The sequence below is a fragment of the Macrococcus capreoli genome, assembly GCF_025628935.1.
Taxonomy (GTDB): Bacteria; Bacillota; Bacilli; order Staphylococcales; family Staphylococcaceae; genus Macrococcoides; species Macrococcoides capreoli.
The window spans coordinates 1-17,320 of the sequence record NZ_JAOTIS010000012.1 but is presented as its reverse complement, the minus strand read 5'-3'; the positions used below and the strand labels follow the sequence as shown (position 1 = coordinate 17,320).

The following is a 17,320-nucleotide window of genomic DNA, read 5'->3' as shown; positions in this document are numbered from 1 at the left end:
TCAATGTTTTGCAGGTATTAGTTTTGCACTCTTTAGAAAGAAGAATACCGATATATACGTTATCCCTCCAAGTAATCCCCAGATTAAGAATCCGTTCGATATTGTGTCAATGAGCAACCCACCAACTAGTGGTGCGATGATGCGCGAGATTCCTGTGAGTCCGGTTAGGGCATAATATGAACCTTTCAATGCTTTTGGCGATAGTTCATCTATTCTTAAATCCCACATTGTAAATACGAAGATTTCACCGATAGTTAATATAAACATGGCAATACATAAATTGAGCAAACCCGGTGATATCCCAACTAAGATCAATCCTAGCGGTAATAGTATCGCACCAATAATGATGGATGTACTTGTTTTAATATGTTTCCCAATTTTATACACAAAGTATTGGAGCGAAATAACAGCAATAGAATTTACGAGTGTGAGAATGGCATAATGATGAATCGCTGTTGCATATGGGTAAATCTTGCTTAAATATATACTAAGTGATGACATCATTTGCGTATAGCCAAACACGATAAATATGTCTCCGATCACCAAATATAGGAATGCCTTATCCTGTTTGAAAATATACATCATATTGAAAAACGGAATATTATTCATTGTTTGAGTCGTTTTTAGATTTAAATCGTTCTTATTAAAGATATAAATAAATAACAGAAGATTAATGATGAGTGCAGCGACTACTATATAAAATAAATTATTAATTCCAACCCATTGAATCTGACTTGATAAATACGGACCGATAGCAGCTGCGACATTGATTAAATAGTATCTTATATTAAAGATCAGTTTCTTATCTGCGTCAGCTGTAAACTCTGCGATAAGCACGCGATATGTAGGTTCAACAAGTGTATTACTTATGGTTGATGTAATTGAAAAAAGAATAAAGCCAGGAAATGTGTGTATCATTGGAAAAGCAAGATAACTTAATATACCAATAACGAGACCGAAATAGATGACATAGCGTTTATTGAAGCGGTCGATAATACTCCCTGAGGTCATACTTAGGATAATTGCAACGACACCAGCGACAGATAATATAATGCCAATTTGAAATGCAGAATAGTGATATGTATTGATTAAATAAATCGATAAGAATGGCATCACCATAAACATACTGAACCTTGTGATGAATGTTGCTGCAAGCAGCGTTATGATAATGGGTGAGAAACGTTTCATATATAACCTCCCTCATATAAATTTTTAAATCATTATATCATAAGAAATAAAAAAACTGCCGGTTAGGGCAGTTAATTATTGTCGAATTTTAAATACCTTTGAGACATTCATAAAAATTACAGCAGATAGGGTTGTTGCTATATAAATGCTGATGGTTAAATATTCCGGGAGTAAGTTATATTCCATAATAACAACGAATATTGATGTAAGTAACATTAACAATCCTACGAACTGGCATAACCGTTTTTCATTATACTTTGCCTTTTCTTCTTTAGGCATAAAGTTATATCCCGCAATTAAGAAGCTACCACGACCTGTTAACATATAAATTCCGACTAATGCAAATAAAAATATAATAATTAACACTATCCTCTACCTCACTTTAAAATAAATTCCGAATAGTAATAGTATCAGTACAATAATGATTGGCGTTAAACTAAATAAAATGACCCATTTCTTTTTAGTTGACTTTGCATATAAAGCAAATACGAAACCAAATAAACCGAATAAATACTCAATTGTTGTAAGCGTATTGGCAGTTTCCAGTGGAAGTTGTGTATAACCGTTAAAGATTAAATATAACATAATGATTATACTTGTCGCTGTACAGCCAATACTTAACCATTTAAATTTCATCGAATCACCTCTTACTTCTATTATACAACATTTACAAATAAAGTATGAATCAGAAGGTAATGATGATATTCTTAAATATTATACAAGCAACCACAATGATTATTATTGATGAAATCTTATTTAATATTATTATAAACTTTCCTTCTTCATCCATAGCTCCAACTATTTTTCCGAAGGATGCAAGTCCAATAAACCAGCACCAGGATACAGTAATACATGCGACTGTAAATGCAACTTTTAATTCACCTGAATACGCTGAAGCACTTGTGCCGATAACGCCTATAGTATCCATAATTGCGTGTGGATTTAGTAATGAAACACTCATTGCAAAGCCAATTTGTTTTTTGGGTGACATTGCTTCTGCTTCTTTATTTTTATTTGGTTGCTCATGCCATATTGAATAAGCCATATATAATAAGAAAAATAATCCTATAATATAAATAATCAGCTTCAATTCAGGAAAAGTATTTAAAAATAACGTAACACCAAGTACTGCCATCAAAATTAAAAACGTATCGCATAATGCTGCGGTAATAATGACGGGAAATGTTTTTTTCATACTTTTATGATTTGCACCTTGATTGAATACAAATACATTTTGAGCACCTAAAGGTAATATTAGACCTACTGAAAGTAAGATGCCATGTAACATCGCTTGAATCATAATAACTCCTCTCCATCCAACCAAAAAAAATCGAATTAATGTTCATTTACTTTGATTATAAAGTAGAATAATATTGAATTAACCAACCAGATTAATTTTTTCGTACCAACCAGAGGTGATGAGATGAATAAGAAGGAAGAAATTATCAATGCAATCATAGATGAAATCAATAATGGATTATTTGAAGTTGGAGATAAATTGCCATCTCAACGTGCCTTAGCTGATCGTTTCAATGTTAATCGTTCAACGATAGTTGAAGCACTCAATGAACTTAAATCGATAGGTATATTAACAACTATCGAGAAAAAAGGGATATTCGTAAGTGATACGATTAATGTATTAGTTCATAATCATACAAAATGGAAGGAACGTATTCATCCACATATAGAAAAGCAAAATCAATATTATATAAAACGCATTAATGAACTCGAATTTGATGAAGGAATTGTACGATTAGGGACTGGTGAGTTATCTCCAGATTTAATCCCGGTTAAACAATTTCAGGATATTATGAAAGGTGAATCAGAACCTCCATTTACATCTAATTATGAAGCACCCCTTGGAAATATACAGTTAAGACAAGCCATTCAAAAGCATGTGATTAAAAGAGGAATTAAATGTGAGATAGATGAAATTTGTGTCACATCTGGCGCATTACAAGGTTTGAAGTTGATCGCTGAAGGTTTCTTATTGCCCTCATCAAAAATATATATAGAATCACCTTCTTATATGAATTCAGTTAAAACTTGGAAAACAAATGCTGCGACATTAATTCCGATTGACATCCATCAATTAGAAAGAAAATTGATGATAGAACATCATAACCAAGCAAATAGTTTTTTATACTTAAATCCAATTCTACATAATCCAACAGGTCATACATACTCTCAAGAAATGATGGAACGGCTGATTAAAGAAAGTAATTTAATTGGATTACCGATTATTGAAGATGATATTTATAGTGAATTATGGTTTGATGGTGTACCACCATTACCAATGAAGTCGTACCAATCAAGTAATAATGTGGTATATATTGGAAGTTTGTCGAAGGCAGTTAGTCCTGGTCTGAGGATAGGTTGGGTTATCGCGAATCGTAATGTAGTGAAACATCTGGCAGATTTAAAGATGCAGTCAGATTATGGTGCAAGTTCAATCGCACAGTATGTTGCAGCAAATTGGTTATTACATTATCATGATGATCATATAAAGCAATTAACTGAGAAGCTTAAAGTAAGAAGTAACATAATGCTAGAAGCATTAGATAAATATTTTTCAGATATTGCGACTTGGAATAAACCCGAGGGTTCATTTTATATATGGTTAAAATTTAAGAAGAAAATAGATATGCGAGATTTGTTTGAAACGTGTGTTAAAAATAAATTATTAATTCATCCTGGTGAAATTTATGATGAAAAACAAAAATCATCTATACGATTATCGTATGCTTATATTGATTCAGAGTTAATTGAAACATCATTGCGACAAATACGAGATATTATTAATAAAATAACAACTTAAAGGAGTAAATATGGATATACATTACAGGCAATTAGAATTAGATGATATTGAAGCAATTTATGATTTATTGACGAAAGATGAAACATCACGTTACCAGTCATGGGTTATTGAAACTTTAGAGGATACAGAGCAATATATCAATCAAATGATTTCATTATGTGAACAGAAGAAAATGCACTATCGCGTGATTGAAGATAAGGATACACAAAAATTAATCGGGGTTTGCAGGATTACTTTGAATCAAAAACATCACAAAGGTGAGATAGGCTATATGATACATCCGGATTACTGGGGCAAAGGCATTGCTACGCATGCGGCTAAAGATTTAATTCGGTATGGATTTGATGACCTTTCGCTTAATCGTATTTATGCGGTTACAGATGTTCGTAATAATGGATCAATACGTGTATTAGAAAAATGCGGATTACAAAGAGAAGGTTTAATGCGCCAAGATAAAATTATACGTGGCAATTATAGGGATAGTTATATGTATAGCATTTTAAAACAAGAATATAGGGGATAAAAATGAAACATATAGAACTGGATGATGATTTAGCGCATCAAATATTTACTCGATTCCTGAAAAAAGTTTCACCTTACGGAATAAAATATTTGGGTATTCATCAAATCAACCGTATAGCAAATAAACGCTATGATGTAATATTTAATAATAACGATGATTACTATAATCAAGGAGAAGAAGAAGCATTAGATGTCTATAATTTTTACTTTGTAAAAAATATTATGGATTCATTTCCTAATCATAAATTATATACGTTATGTTATCATACTGAAAGTTTTGAAGTTCAGTATGCTCCAGATTTATATATTGACCTTCCATCTTACCCAAATAGTGATGATGTATTGTATTATATCGACGACAATCACATGATTTGGATACCGTGGTTTGGGCATTCTATTTTTGTAATAGGTGATAAATTAATTGAAGCTGTCAATCGATTCTGTGAAAATCAACATGAACGTAAGTTTTTAATTACAATATCAGAACATAAAAGTCGTAAGTATTTTAAAGACAAATACACTGAATCAAGAGGCCCAGTGATTGATATTATTATGAAAGCAAATGATGCTGTCATAGAGCATGTAGAAATATATGAGGAAGACTTTGCATTAATAGATGATTTAATAAGTAAACATCATAATAATTATTCTATATATGGCGAAACATTTTTAGACAAAAGCCACATTTCGAATATATTAAGAGATATTCGAAATGAGCAATATGATAAACAATATGAATCTATCGTAAAAGAATTCGAAGCCCTATTGAAAACGTATAATATGACGACCTTAATTATCGGAGGGGTGTAGTTATTGTTAATTAACTACTAACCATCCGATAAAACCAAATATGATTAAAGCAAGTATTAATAATCCAATGGCTTTAGTGCTCATTGAACTAGCTAAGTTTCCAGTTTGAGAATACTGTGAATGATCTTTTAAGTTACCGATTGCATTATTTTTCAATTCATCATTACGCAATGCATCTCTTTGTTCTTCTGGAGATTTATTCATGAAATCACCTCTATCATTATTTTCATTTATTATAACTGAATTGTCAGACAAAGGAAACGTTGTTTATTTTTCATTTTTGCGGGTAGTTATTTACTTTAAGATATTTCAACTAACTTAGAGGAGGCGCATATGAAAGATATCGAAATTATTCAGTACACAGATGACTATAAGCAAGAGGTGAACGAGTTTATCATCAATATTAAGTTACATGAATTTGATATTGATAACGTAACCTACAATAATCAGCCAGATTTAAAGAACATTATGGGCACCTATATTAATACAGGAGGTCAGTTTTGGTTAGCTTTATATGAAGGTAAGGTTGTTGGCACAATTGCTTTAGTAAGATTGAAAGATAACAACAGTGCTTTGAAGAGAGTATATGTTGATCAAAATACACGAAACATGAAGATTGGGAAGAAAATGCTTGATCATGTCATAAAACATGCACATGACGATGGTATTAAATCGATTTATCTTGGAACGATTGATAAATTTGAAGCGGCGCAGCATTTCTATAGAAAGAATGGTTTCCATTTGATTCCGAAAGAAGAATTACCGAGTGACTTCCCTTTAGTAACAGTAGACAATCGATTTTTTTATAAAGATATTTAAAGATGCCGAAAGGTGTCTTTTTTTGTATGCTTATTATAATAGAATGTAATGAGGTGTTTCATGATAAGAGAAATTAATGATATTACGTTGGTTAATCAGCAGCTAATTGATTTGATAGCCTTAGCCATAAATCCAAGTAAAGCTAATATTGCGCTGATAAATGCTATTCAAAATAACAATGAGGTTTGTTATACAATTGAAAAAAATAATAAATTTCTTGGAGTTATTACTATTCGAGAAAAAGATGGAATATGCAAAATAACGAGTATTGCTGTTGATATGAAATGTCAAAAAGAAGGTTATGGTAAACAGTTAATAGATTATATCAAAAGAGACTTTAAAAAAATTATTGCAGAAACGGATGATGAAGCAGTTAACTTTTACAGAAAACAAGGGTTTAAAATAATTACATTAGGAGAAAAATATCCTGGTGTTATTCGATATCAATGTATTTTTTTACCTTAAATTTACCTTAAATTTAATGGAATATTAACAAATATTATTATTTTGGTGGTAAATTGAAAGTGTGATGATGAAAGGAAGATGATTATGAATAATGGAATAGAAATTAAAGATTATAAGTTTATGTTGTTGTATTTAATCCCATTCGCATTCTTTGATGCGTGGGCAGAGATTGTAAGAGGAGATAGGATTGTATTTATTCCTATTATAATTTTTGTTGTAATGATGAATATGATAGTTTTTAAAAAGAAGTTGAATTTCGGTGTAATAATTTTAGGGGTTATTGTAAGTTATATAGTAAGTTTAGGTGTGAGTTATATTGCTCCGGTTACGATTGAAGCTAGAAATAATAGTTATACGTTAATGCCACTTGGTGTTAATATATATATATTATTATCATCAATTGTATTTTTGTTTGTCCATGCCATTTCTTACTTCGTTATGAAAGTCATTCATAATATAAGAAACAACGGTCTATTCAGCAATAAATAATGGAGGTAAATATGGTGAAACAGATAAATCACTGTATATTTGGTGGAATCTCGGCTAAAGTACGATAAATTCCGCTAAATAGTTTATTATTAATCAATTAAAGCACCAGGCACGGTTTTGTGTCTGATGCTCTATATATAAATTATCGATTAAATTCTTCTGATTTCTTATAATATGCAATCGTAGAATATACCAATACTGCAGTAACACCAACCATCGCGAATACTTGATTTTCTCCTGTACCAGCTTGATAAATTGCTAATAATATTAATAAGCATGATAACATGTATATCATAATTGTATAAGTTTTAGATAATGCGTGTAACATAACCAGCCTTTCACCTTCATCAATATGGTCAATAATTGTATTTAATATATTTCGATCTTGATAATCAATTTCAAAATCTGAATTTGTAATTTTCGGATAATGTGAAAGTATTTTAATGTTATGCATACGAGATATCGTAATAAATACTAAAAATACTACAGCAAACACTGCGCAAATGATAATATTATGCATCGTTGGTAAAAATAAAAAATTTGCAATCGTTAAAGCAAAGGCTAATACTGCAATATTTGTTGCATTCACAATATTCATCGACGCTTTATTATAAGATTTTAATTGATGAATATATTGCGCGTCTTCAGATGAATATGTTCTATTTTCCATTGCATTATATTGTTTTGTAGATAAATAATACAAATAAAACGCAATGAAAAATAATAACGCAATAATATAAGGCATGATATGAATATTTAATGTATTGTTTAAATAGTTTGTCATGTCATTAAAAAAAGGTATACCGAATCCGATAGCAAATCCAGCAATCGCTCCAATAAATAACGCAATCAACATCCTCATCATTTTATTATGCTTTTTCATAACTCATCCTCCTCAAATATAAACACATTTTCTACCGGTTCATTAAATATTCTTGCGATACGGACAGCTGTCAATATGGACGGCATAAAGTCATCGCGTTCTATGAGTGAGATCGTTTGTCTGGAGACATGTGCAAGCTTAGCCAGCTGCGTTTGATTATAGCCATCTCTTGCACGTAATTCTTTCAGTCTGTTTTTCACCTCATTGACTCCTTTCTACTCTTATGCATTTGATTGTAATCTATATTTGTCTTTTTGACAAGTATATTAGTCAAATAAATAATGCAATAAAATTATGTGTTATTTCACACATTCTGAATAGATATTTTTTGTATAATGCAATCGACTGATGTATTATGAATTAAGGAGTGTGAAAAAATGAATAAAGAATTAAGAGAGTGGATCGTATCCATCGCTATTGCAGTCGCATTAGTCTTAGTTGTGAGATCATTCTTCTTCGTACAATATCAAGTCAGCGGAGATTCTATGGTACCAACATTTGAAAATAAAGATCGATTGGTCATTAATAAAATGGCTACATGGTCTAACGGCTTAAATAGGGGAGACGTCATCGTCTTTCATGCCAATAAAGACAAAGACTATATTAAACGTTTAGTTGGTTTACCAGGGGATAAAGTAGAATATAAAAATGATACTTTATACATCAATGGTACAGCTGTCGAAGAAAACTATTTAAAATCAAACAAAGCTTTAGCACCAAACGGCAAATTAACGGAAGATTTCTCAGTGAAAACGTTGTCTCATAGTGATGGTAAAGACACTATTCCTAAAGGGAAGTATTTAGTACTGGGGGATAATCGTGCGATTAGTTTAGATAGTCGACGTCCTGAATTAGGGTTAATTGAAAGTAAAAACGTTGTCGGTAAAGTAGCATTACGCTTCTGGCCATTTAGTAGTTTTGACACAGGATTTTATGAAGAAGATTTTGATAAAGTGAATAAGTAATGTTTAATCAAAGAAAGACACCTTACTCAATGAATGTAAGGTGTCTTTCTTTATATCAATGTAAATAAAAACAGAGAATGGATATCCATTCCCTGTTTAAGTTATACTATATTATTCGCCCCAAGCAGCTAAACCTTGAGCGTTGAAAGCTCTTGTTGCAGAATCTAATTGATCACCTACAGTTGCAGTTGAACCCCAACCTGGCATAGTTTGGAATAAACCTCTAGCGCCTGATGGATTGTAAGCATTTACTTGACCGTTTGATTCACGTGCAATGATACGAGCCCATACTTGAGCTGATACACCAGTACGACGAGCCATTTCTTGAGCTGCATAGCTACCAGTTGCTCCAGCAGTGTTCCCATTGCTTAAAACAATTCCAGTGTTAGCGTATGAAGTTTGAGCTGTTGGTGCTTTGTAAGTTTGTTGTACAGCTGGTTTGCTTACAGGTGCACTGTATGATTGAGTTGCTACAGGTGCTTGAACTGTTGCAGCTGCTTTAGGTGCTACGTATGCAGGTGTAACTGTTTTGTTTACTACTGTGTCAGCGCCACCAGTGTAGTTATATTCCCAAGTCCAGTAGATACCGTCTGATTTGAATTCGAAAGTGTAACCATCTTTAACGAATTTGTAATCGTAAGCACCAGCGTGAACAGGTGATTGATTTAATGAAGCATCGTTTGATTTAGCTAATTCAGCTAATTGATCAAAGTTTACTTTAACTTCTTGTGTATTTTCAGAAGCTTGTGCTTGGTTAGAACCCGCTACTCCAGTTACGCCTAATGCTAATGCTAATGATGATGTTAAAATTGCTTTTTTCATAATATATAAATCCTCCAGTAAAATTCTTTTTTTATTTTTCGTATAAATTTAGTCTTAATCTTAAAGTTTCAATTGTCTATGGTGTCGATTAATGTTTGTTGCTTTCGACAGTTACTAATATAGCACATTTTTTTTGCTTGTAAGTTACAGAGAAATAACAAATCATTACAACAAACATGCGATTTTGTAACAAACTTTGCGTTACAAAATAATTTGTAACGGTTCAAATTAGACCACAGAATTTATGAAATTTCAAAAGATAAGCGAAAAAGAAAAACGAATGAGGGAGATTTATTTACAAAAAGTAGAATTATTAATAGTGTGTGTAAATGCGGGCAAAGTATATAGAAGTACTGATATTATTGACTTTTTGCTAATTTGAAAATATGCTAGTAGTTTACTTTGTCACATTTTAGACACATTTAAAATTTGTTGTGAATGAATTGGGATAAATTGTGCATATATAAAATGGTTGGTATGAAAATACACTGTTACGTTAATGAGATGAAATGTTACAAAGCGCCGTATTTTTGTAATATAACTGAAAATTTAAATGCGAAATAGGGTTGTATTTCTAGTATGTTACTCAATTTAGTTGTTGATTTACTGAAAAATTGAAGTGATTTTATTGATAAGTTGAGATAAACTGATATATCATTCAAATGAATATTTTGAGTTTCTTCTATTATAATGGCGAATAAATAAAAACACTTGAGCATAATACTCAAGCGTTTTTAGATGAATCATTCTTTGTCATGGATTCAATATAGTGTGCTTCTGGTGTAACAATCACAGTCGTTTGATCAGTATACGTCACAAATCCTGGTTTAGAACCATTTGGTTTATATACATAACGTATTTCTGTGTAATCGACAGGGACTTTACTTGATCCTTGTGCTTTTGAGAAGTGAGCGGCAAGCATCGCTGCATCTTCAATGGTACCATCTGTTGGATTACTATCCAGTATGACTACGTGACTGCCTGGAATATCTTTCGTATGGAACCATAAATAATTGTTTCGTCCCATCTTATGTGTAATATATTCATTCTGTAAATTATTACGCCCCACGACCATCACTTGTTGATCACGTGATACATAATGATCGATATCCTGCGTTTTCTTTTGTTTCTTATCATTCTTTTTATGTTTCTTCTTAATTAAGTTCTGTTCGGCCAGTTCATTACGAATATCATCGATATCTTCCAGTTCAATATGATTCAACTGCATTTGTATCGTCTGAATATATTCGATTTCGGCTTTAGTTTCTTCAATTTGAACAATTGCATGTTGTTTACGTGTTTTTAATCGATTGTACTGTTTATAGTAATGTTGCGCATTCTCAGCAGGGGACTTTCTCGGATTGAGCGGTATCGTCACCATTTCATTATTATAATAGTTAATCGTTTCTAACTGTTCCATCCCTTGTTTTAACATATACATATTACTCGTTATCAGTTCACCAAACAAATTCATCTCATCCATTTGCTGCGTTTCTTCTAATTCATTAACGAGCTTCGCAAGTTTCTTTTCATTTTTAGATAATAAACTCGATAAATGACGCGCTAAATCATTCGTTTGATTGCGCACACGTTCACGCGTCGCGCGATCTTTATAGAACGTATCAAGCAACTGACTCAAAGTCGTAAATGAAGCGATATGCGATGCGTGTGTAACAGGTTTATAGTAGAAGTCTTCTTTATCATTTAATGTAAAAGCGACTGGACGAACGGACTGATCATCCATAAATGCTTTAAACGAAGCGTCAATGTCATTGCCTAGCGAAAGTACTTCATTTACCGCAACAGGACTAAATCCTTCGAGTACATTGAGTATTGCTTTCTTATGTGTGAGCGATGGATCGAGTAACGCACTAATGGTCGTTAGCTCGTACGGGTTGTATTTTTTTAATGTCGGAGGAAATTCGTACGTAAATCCTGGCATTAAAGTACGAGCACTATTTGTATTAGGGGTTAAATGCTTTAAACTATCTAATATTTTCTTATGTTCATCTGTTAAGATGATGTTACTATGTTTCCCCATAATTTCGACATATAAATGGCGGATGATTCGGTCACCAATTTCATTCGTATTATTAATAATGATTTCAATAATACGGTCGTTTCCCATTTGTTGAATGGATTGAATGATACCACCTTCAATATGTTTACGTAATACACGTAAGAACATAGGCGGTTCAAACGGATTATCTAAGGTCTGTTCCGTTATATGAAAGCGCGCAAAGTTTGGATGCGCCGACAGTAATAATTTATTGTTCTTTCTATTGGCACGAATGACCATCACGACCGTATACTGATCGGGTTGTGTTATTTTATTAATTCTTGCAGTTTCTAAAAATGACAATTCCTTTATCATTTGATGTGTAAATAAGCCATCAAAAGCCATACTATCACCTCGTTTATTCGTCCTATAAGTGTACCATGAAATAGTGTTTCATCCTATATAACAGCATGATTTATCGATTAAATAATGAATAGGGTAATATTATCATGTATTTTTCGATGAATTTATGATAAATTTAAATATAATTACTTTTAGATGAAAGGTCGTTATTATGGAGAAGGAAAAAGGATTATTAATCGTATTATCAGGTCCATCTGGTGTAGGTAAAGGGACAGTGCGTAAAGCAATATTTGATGACCCGGAAACGGATTTCCAGTATTCGATTTCAATGACTACACGTCAAAAGCGTGAAGGAGAAGTTGATGGAGTAGATTACTTCTTTAAGACGAGAGAAGAATTTGAAGCATTGATTAAAGCAGATGCTTTTATTGAATATGCAGAATATGTTGGTAATTATTACGGAACACCTGTACAATATGTAAGGGATACAATGGATGCCGGTAAAGATGTATTTTTAGAAATAGAAGTACAAGGTGCGCGTCAAGTACGTAAGAAATTTCCTGAAGCATTGTTTATTTTCTTAGCACCACCAACTTTAGAACATTTAGAACAACGCTTAATTGGTCGTGGTACTGAAACACAAGAAGTGATTCAAAACCGTATTAATGAAGCGCGTAAAGAAGTTGAAATGATGAATTTATACGATTATGTGGTTATAAATGATGAAGTAATGATGGCCAAAGAGAAAGTACAAACCATTGTAGAAGCAGAACACTTAAAGCGTGAACGCATTGAAGCGCGTTTTAGAAAAATGATACTGGAGGCAAAATAAATGTTAAACCCACCGTTAGATCAATTAAAAAAGAATGTGAATTCTAAATATTTAATCGTGACACTTGCAGCGAAACGTGCACGTGAATTACAAGATAACCCTGAAGGTGCTTTACTGGATGATTATATTTCTTATAAACCTGTTGGCCGTTCTTTAGAAGAAATCGCTGCACACAAAATTAGAATTACAAATGAGCAACCGAACTAAACAATATGTAGTATTAAATTAAGACTGACAAATTCATTTTTGTCAGTTTTTTTTCTAGGAGGATAATATGAAAATTATATTAGGTGTCACTGGTGGCATTGCAGCATATAAAGCGATAGATTTGACGAGTAAGTTGACGCAGGCGGGGCATGAGGTGCGAGTTATTATGACAGAAAGCGCGCTTGAGTTTGTTACACCGCTTGCTTTTCAGGCGTTAAGCAGAAATCCGGTCTATACAGATATATTTAAAGAACACAATCCAGCTGAAATTCAGCATATTAGTTTAACTGACTGGGCAGATTGTATGGTGATTGCGCCGATTACTGCATCAACGATCGGAAAGCTTGCGCATGGTATTAGTGATAACATGTTAACAGCGACGTATCTTGCATTTACGGGGCCGGTTTATATTGCGCCAGCGATGAATTCAAAAATGTATGATCATCCGGCAGTGATTGAGAACTTAACAACATTACATAATAGAGGCGTTCAAATCATTGAACCAGGAGCCGGCTTTTTAGCATGTGGCTATATTGCGAAAGGACGCATGAGTGAGCCGGTTGACATTATGGAGATTGTGACGAATAACAAACAAGTGAAACAAATCGAACAAGATTTAGTTGGTAAGAACGTATTGATTACGGCAGGACCAACGATTGAAAAGATTGATCCAGTACGTTATTTAACAAATCGCTCTTCAGGAAAAATGGGCTACAGTTTAGCAGAAGCGGCAAGTGTCCGTGGTGCAAACGTTACGTTAGTTTCGACGGATTTACCACTGGAAGTCCCTCAAGGCGTAAAGCACATTAAAATCGAAAGTGCAGAGGATATGTTCAATGCAGTAAAAAATCATATGGAACAAGCGGATATTATCATTAAAGCAGCAGCAGTTGCGGATTATACGCCGGTTGAAGTATATGAACAGAAGATGAAGAAAAAAGAGGGCGATTTAACACTTCAATTAAAACGTACACAAGATATATTAATGTATATCGGAATGCATAAAACACATCAATATGTCATTGGCTTTGCAGCTGAAACCGAACAAGTTGAAATGTATGCACGCGGGAAACTCGTGAAGAAAAATGCCGACGTTATTATTGCGAATAATGTTGGAGATAAGACGATTGGCTTTAAATCTGATAGTAATGCAGTGACGATGTATTTTAAAGATGGTAGTGAAGTGGTGATTGAAAAGCAACCGAAGTTAGGTGTATCGCATGAAATATTAACACAAGTAATAAAGAAGGGATTTAATTGATCGCAAAAGTTATTGTAGATGTCAATAGTAAACGTGTAGATCGATTGTTTGATTATTTAATTCCGGATCATCTTGATGGTCAAATCGTTCCGGGTATGCGTGTCGTCGTTCCATTTGGACCGAGAAAAGTACAAGGATATGTCATTGCATTAAGTGAGACGACTGAATATGACAAGTTGAAACCGATAATCGGTGTGCAGGATTATGTTCCTGAATTAACGCAGGAATTGGTTGCATTAAGCGAATGGATGAGTTATTCACACGTATCAAAACGCATTGCAGTACTGGATGCGATGTTACCTGCAGCACTTAAAGGAAAGTATAGGAAAGTACTGCGTATGACAGATGATACGGAAATACATGATGATTTGTTATGCTATTTTAATGGAGATAAATTGTATCTGGAAAAAGCGCAACAATTAGAAATCATGCCATTACTAGCACCATATATTCAATCCGGCATTATTATTGAAGACATTGAAGTGACGCAGCAACATAAAGTAAGGAAATTACTCGGTGTTAAGCTAAAGGACAATGTTGATTATGAAGCATTAGCGAAAAATGATAAACAACTGGCAGCATGTGAAGAAGTACTAACAAACCGCGATGGACTAACGTTCGTGGAGCTAGAAGCGCGTGGTATTTCTAAAGGTGTGTGCAATACGCTTATTAAAAATGGTGTATTTGAAAAAGTTGAACTTGAACAGACGCGTGATCCGTTTGCGCATAAAGTGTTTTTTGAAGATACGAAGAAAGTATTACTGGATGAACAGCAGGCTGCTTTTGATGCGATACATACAGCGTATCAAAATAAACAGTCAGAAACGTTTTTACTGCACGGTGTGACTGGTTCAGGAAAGACAGAAGTCTATTTACAGCTGATTAGTGAAGTGCTGGATAACAATCAGCAAGCGATTGTACTTGTACCGGAGATTGCGTTAACACCTCAGATGGTAGACCGCTTTAAATCGCGGTTTGGTGAGGAAGTGGCTGTGCTGCATTCGGGATTATCAAGTGGCGAACGTTATGATGAATGGCGTAAGATTAAAAATCAAACTGCAAGCGTATCTGTTGGTGCACGAAGTAGTATTTTCGCACCATTTAAAAATGTGGGCATCATCATCATCGATGAAGAACATGAAACAACATATAAACAAGAAGATTATCCGAGATATCATGCGAGAGAAATTGCAGAATGGCGTGCGAAGTATCACCAATGTCCGCTCGTATTAGGTAGTGCGACACCATCACTTGAAACATATGCACGCGCAGAAAAAGGTGTTTATACGAAACTTGAAATGTTAACGCGAGCGAACCAGCAGGCGATGCCTGAGATGCATATTGCAAATATGCGCGATGAACTGGCGAATGGCAATCGTTCGATGTTCTCTGAAATATTACGTGAGAAGATTCAGGAGAAGATTGATAAAGATGAGCAGGTGGTACTGTTCTTAAATCGACGAGGACACGCACAATTTATTTTATGTCGTGATTGTGGACATGTGCCAATGTGTCCGAATTGTGATATTAGTTTGACGTATCATAAATTTACGGATGAACTGAAATGTCATTATTGTGGACATACAGAACCACCCGTGAATGTCTGTCCAAGCTGTGGCAGTGAACACATTCGTGAGATGGGTATCGGGACACAGAAAGTTGAAGAAATTATTTATGAGACATTCCGTGATGCGAAAGTGATTCGTATGGATAACGATACAACCCGAAAAAAGGGTTCGCATGAAAAGTTACTTGAGCAATTTAAACGAAAAGAAGCGAATATATTACTTGGCACGCAAATGATTGCGAAAGGATTAGACTTTCCGGATATTACGTTAGTTGGGGTATTAAATGCGGATACGATGCTGAACTTACCGGATTTCAGGGCGAGCGAGAAGACATTCCAGTTACTTACACAAGTATCAGGACGTGCCGGGCGTAGTACGAAACGCGGGGAAGTGGTCATTCAGACATACAATCCAGAACATTATGCTGTGCAATATGCAATGGAGCATAATTATAAAGGATTCTATAAAGAGGAAATGAATTATAGAAGACTTGGGAAGTATCCGCCGTATTTTTATATGTTGTATTTAAATTTCAGTCATCAGGATTTGAGGAAAGTATTATTAGAAAGTAAACATATTCATCAAATACTATTGCAACATTTAACGCCTGGGAGTTACGTGTTAGGACCCGCTCCAAGTCCGATAGCGCGGATCAATAATCAACACCGCTTCCAGATTATAATCAAGTTTAAATCAGAACCAGAGCTGCTTAAGGCATTAAATTATTTAGATGATTATTATCATGAGCAGTTTGTGAAGGATAAGTTTACGCTGCATATAGATATAAATCCTTATATGATGATGTAGTAATAAGTGAAAAGTGGCTTAATAATAGTGTTTATAGGTGTTAATATCTTGTGATAGGTATAAAAAACGACAGAAAAACGACAACTTATAGGACTTTTGATAAAAATTCATAAAAATAAGGTGGTATGATTTAATGTCATATCACCTTTTTTTCATGCTCATTTAGTTTATTGATTAAGTCCTTAGTCATCTGATCAGTTACATGTGTATAGAGTTGGATTATTGAGAACATGCGTGATGTTTATATTACCTCAACAGTTGCATCAGATATTGAAAAAGATATAGAGCGTATTTTTGATGAACTAAAGAAAGAAAATGCTGATAATACGACAACCGACCAAAGCGACGTATTACCAGCGTGGAAGAACGATTAATTAATCATTCTCATTTCATAATAACAGAAAAGAGTGTTTTTTGACTAGGAAGCGAGGAGTGATGGATGGGAAAACCTAAAATTCCTTACGGTTATATTTTACTTTCTGATTGAAAAAGTACAAGAGGT

The 17,320-nt window shown here is 33.6% G+C and carries 21 protein-coding genes; 12 read left to right on the top strand and 9 right to left on the bottom strand.

The window, feature by feature from the left end; genetic code table 11:
* The 4 genes from OCL94_RS09625 to OCL94_RS09610 all read right to left on the bottom strand — a co-directional run bounded on the left by OCL94_RS09625 (position 1) and on the right by OCL94_RS09610 (position 2,488).
* Positions 1-1,188: an MFS transporter gene (locus OCL94_RS09625; RefSeq protein ID WP_262996708.1), complete on the bottom strand. Its 1,188-nt coding sequence runs from the start codon at positions 1,186-1,188 to the stop codon at positions 1-3.
* A 75-nt stretch (positions 1,189-1,263) separates the two neighbouring features.
* A complete protein-coding gene (locus OCL94_RS09620; protein WP_262996707.1) occupies positions 1,264-1,554 on the bottom strand; it encodes a DUF3784 domain-containing protein in 291 nt (96 codons plus the stop codon).
* Between the two features lie 6 nt (positions 1,555-1,560).
* Positions 1,561-1,824 carry a hypothetical protein gene (locus tag OCL94_RS09615; protein ID WP_262996706.1) on the bottom strand — a complete coding sequence of 88 codons (264 nt, stop codon included), beginning with the start codon at positions 1,822-1,824 and terminating at the stop codon, positions 1,561-1,563.
* A 49-nt stretch (positions 1,825-1,873) separates the two neighbouring features.
* Positions 1,874-2,488 carry a LysE/ArgO family amino acid transporter gene (locus tag OCL94_RS09610; RefSeq protein WP_262996705.1) on the bottom strand — a complete coding sequence of 205 codons (615 nt, stop codon included), beginning with the start codon at positions 2,486-2,488 and terminating at the stop codon, positions 1,874-1,876.
* A 123-nt stretch (positions 2,489-2,611) separates the two neighbouring features.
* Here OCL94_RS09610 and OCL94_RS09605 point away from each other — a divergent pair, with 123 nt between their 5' ends.
* From OCL94_RS09605 to OCL94_RS09595, 3 genes are read left to right on the top strand one after another with little or no spacing between them, the layout of a single operon-like run.
* Positions 2,612-4,006 carry an aminotransferase-like domain-containing protein gene (locus OCL94_RS09605; RefSeq protein WP_262996704.1) on the top strand — a complete coding sequence of 465 codons (1,395 nt, stop codon included), beginning with the start codon at positions 2,612-2,614 and terminating at the stop codon, positions 4,004-4,006.
* A 10-nt stretch (positions 4,007-4,016) separates the two neighbouring features.
* Entirely contained in the window at positions 4,017-4,529 is a 513-nt protein-coding gene (locus OCL94_RS09600) for a GNAT family N-acetyltransferase (protein WP_262996703.1), read from the top strand.
* Between the two features lie 2 nt (positions 4,530-4,531).
* Positions 4,532-5,338 (top strand): hypothetical protein, encoded by an 807-nt coding sequence (locus OCL94_RS09595; protein WP_262996702.1) that lies wholly within the window; start codon positions 4,532-4,534, stop codon positions 5,336-5,338.
* Positions 5,339-5,344: 6 nt separating this feature from the next.
* Here OCL94_RS09595 and OCL94_RS09590 read toward each other — a convergent pair whose 3' ends face one another.
* On the bottom strand, positions 5,345-5,542 hold the full coding sequence (locus OCL94_RS09590; protein ID WP_262996701.1) for a DUF6366 family protein: 198 nt from the start codon (positions 5,540-5,542) through the stop codon (positions 5,345-5,347).
* 129 nt (positions 5,543-5,671) lie between these two features.
* On the opposite strand from OCL94_RS09590, the gene OCL94_RS09585 reads away from it, so the two are divergent.
* The 3 genes from OCL94_RS09585 (at position 5,672) to OCL94_RS09575 (ending at position 7,111) form a co-directional block, all read left to right on the top strand.
* The gene (locus tag OCL94_RS09585) at positions 5,672-6,157 is read left to right on the top strand and encodes a GNAT family N-acetyltransferase (protein WP_262996700.1); all 486 of its coding nucleotides are present in this window, start codon (positions 5,672-5,674) and stop codon (positions 6,155-6,157) included.
* A gap of 60 nt (positions 6,158-6,217) precedes the next feature.
* Positions 6,218-6,622 carry a GNAT family N-acetyltransferase gene (locus tag OCL94_RS09580; protein ID WP_262996699.1) on the top strand — a complete coding sequence of 135 codons (405 nt, stop codon included), beginning with the start codon at positions 6,218-6,220 and terminating at the stop codon, positions 6,620-6,622.
* Positions 6,623-6,706: 84 nt separating this feature from the next.
* Positions 6,707-7,111: a hypothetical protein gene (locus tag OCL94_RS09575; RefSeq protein ID WP_262996698.1), complete on the top strand. Its 405-nt coding sequence runs from the start codon at positions 6,707-6,709 to the stop codon at positions 7,109-7,111.
* A 142-nt stretch (positions 7,112-7,253) separates the two neighbouring features.
* Here the strand turns inward: OCL94_RS09575 and OCL94_RS09570 are convergent, their stop codons facing one another.
* Together OCL94_RS09570 and OCL94_RS09565 are read right to left on the bottom strand one after the other, a co-directional pair.
* The gene (locus OCL94_RS09570) at positions 7,254-7,994 is read right to left on the bottom strand and encodes a DUF3169 family protein (protein WP_262996697.1); all 741 of its coding nucleotides are present in this window, start codon (positions 7,992-7,994) and stop codon (positions 7,254-7,256) included.
* The gene (locus tag OCL94_RS09565; protein WP_138072374.1) at positions 7,991-8,194 is read right to left on the bottom strand and encodes a helix-turn-helix transcriptional regulator; all 204 of its coding nucleotides are present in this window, start codon (positions 8,192-8,194) and stop codon (positions 7,991-7,993) included. The genes OCL94_RS09570 and OCL94_RS09565 overlap by 4 nt, the downstream gene beginning before the upstream one ends.
* Positions 8,195-8,371: 177 nt before the next feature.
* Here OCL94_RS09565 and lepB point away from each other — a divergent pair, with 177 nt between their 5' ends.
* Positions 8,372-8,959, top strand: a complete 588-nt coding sequence (gene lepB / locus OCL94_RS09560) for a signal peptidase I (protein WP_262996696.1) — start codon at positions 8,372-8,374, stop codon at positions 8,957-8,959.
* 111 nt (positions 8,960-9,070) lie between these two features.
* Here lepB and OCL94_RS09555 read toward each other — a convergent pair whose 3' ends face one another.
* Both OCL94_RS09555 and OCL94_RS09550 read right to left on the bottom strand, forming a co-directional pair.
* Positions 9,071-9,781 carry a transglycosylase SLT domain-containing protein gene (locus tag OCL94_RS09555; protein ID WP_262996695.1) on the bottom strand — a complete coding sequence of 237 codons (711 nt, stop codon included), beginning with the start codon at positions 9,779-9,781 and terminating at the stop codon, positions 9,071-9,073.
* Positions 9,782-10,505: 724 nt separating this feature from the next.
* Positions 10,506-12,185, bottom strand: a complete 1,680-nt coding sequence (locus OCL94_RS09550; protein WP_262996694.1) for an Rqc2 family fibronectin-binding protein — start codon at positions 12,183-12,185, stop codon at positions 10,506-10,508.
* A 169-nt stretch (positions 12,186-12,354) separates the two neighbouring features.
* Here OCL94_RS09550 and gmk point away from each other — a divergent pair, with 169 nt between their 5' ends.
* From gmk to OCL94_RS09525, 5 genes are all read left to right on the top strand, one after another.
* Complete coding sequence (gene gmk, locus OCL94_RS09545; protein ID WP_262996693.1) at positions 12,355-12,975, top strand: guanylate kinase; 621 nt, start codon at positions 12,355-12,357, stop codon at positions 12,973-12,975.
* On the top strand, positions 12,976-13,182 hold the full coding sequence (rpoZ, locus tag OCL94_RS09540) for a DNA-directed RNA polymerase subunit omega (protein ID WP_262996692.1): 207 nt from the start codon (positions 12,976-12,978) through the stop codon (positions 13,180-13,182). It begins immediately after the preceding gene.
* 67 nt (positions 13,183-13,249) lie between these two features.
* A complete protein-coding gene (coaBC, locus tag OCL94_RS09535) occupies positions 13,250-14,443 on the top strand; it encodes a bifunctional phosphopantothenoylcysteine decarboxylase/phosphopantothenate--cysteine ligase CoaBC (protein WP_262996691.1) in 1,194 nt (397 codons plus the stop codon).
* Positions 14,440-16,818, top strand: coding sequence for a primosomal protein N' (priA, locus tag OCL94_RS09530; protein ID WP_262996690.1), 2,379 nt, complete (start codon positions 14,440-14,442; stop codon positions 16,816-16,818). Before coaBC ends, priA begins: the two co-directional genes overlap by 4 nt.
* A 230-nt stretch (positions 16,819-17,048) precedes the next feature.
* On the top strand, positions 17,049-17,192 hold the full coding sequence (locus OCL94_RS09525; RefSeq protein WP_262996689.1) for a hypothetical protein: 144 nt from the start codon (positions 17,049-17,051) through the stop codon (positions 17,190-17,192).
* Positions 17,193-17,320 lie beyond the last annotated feature (128 nt).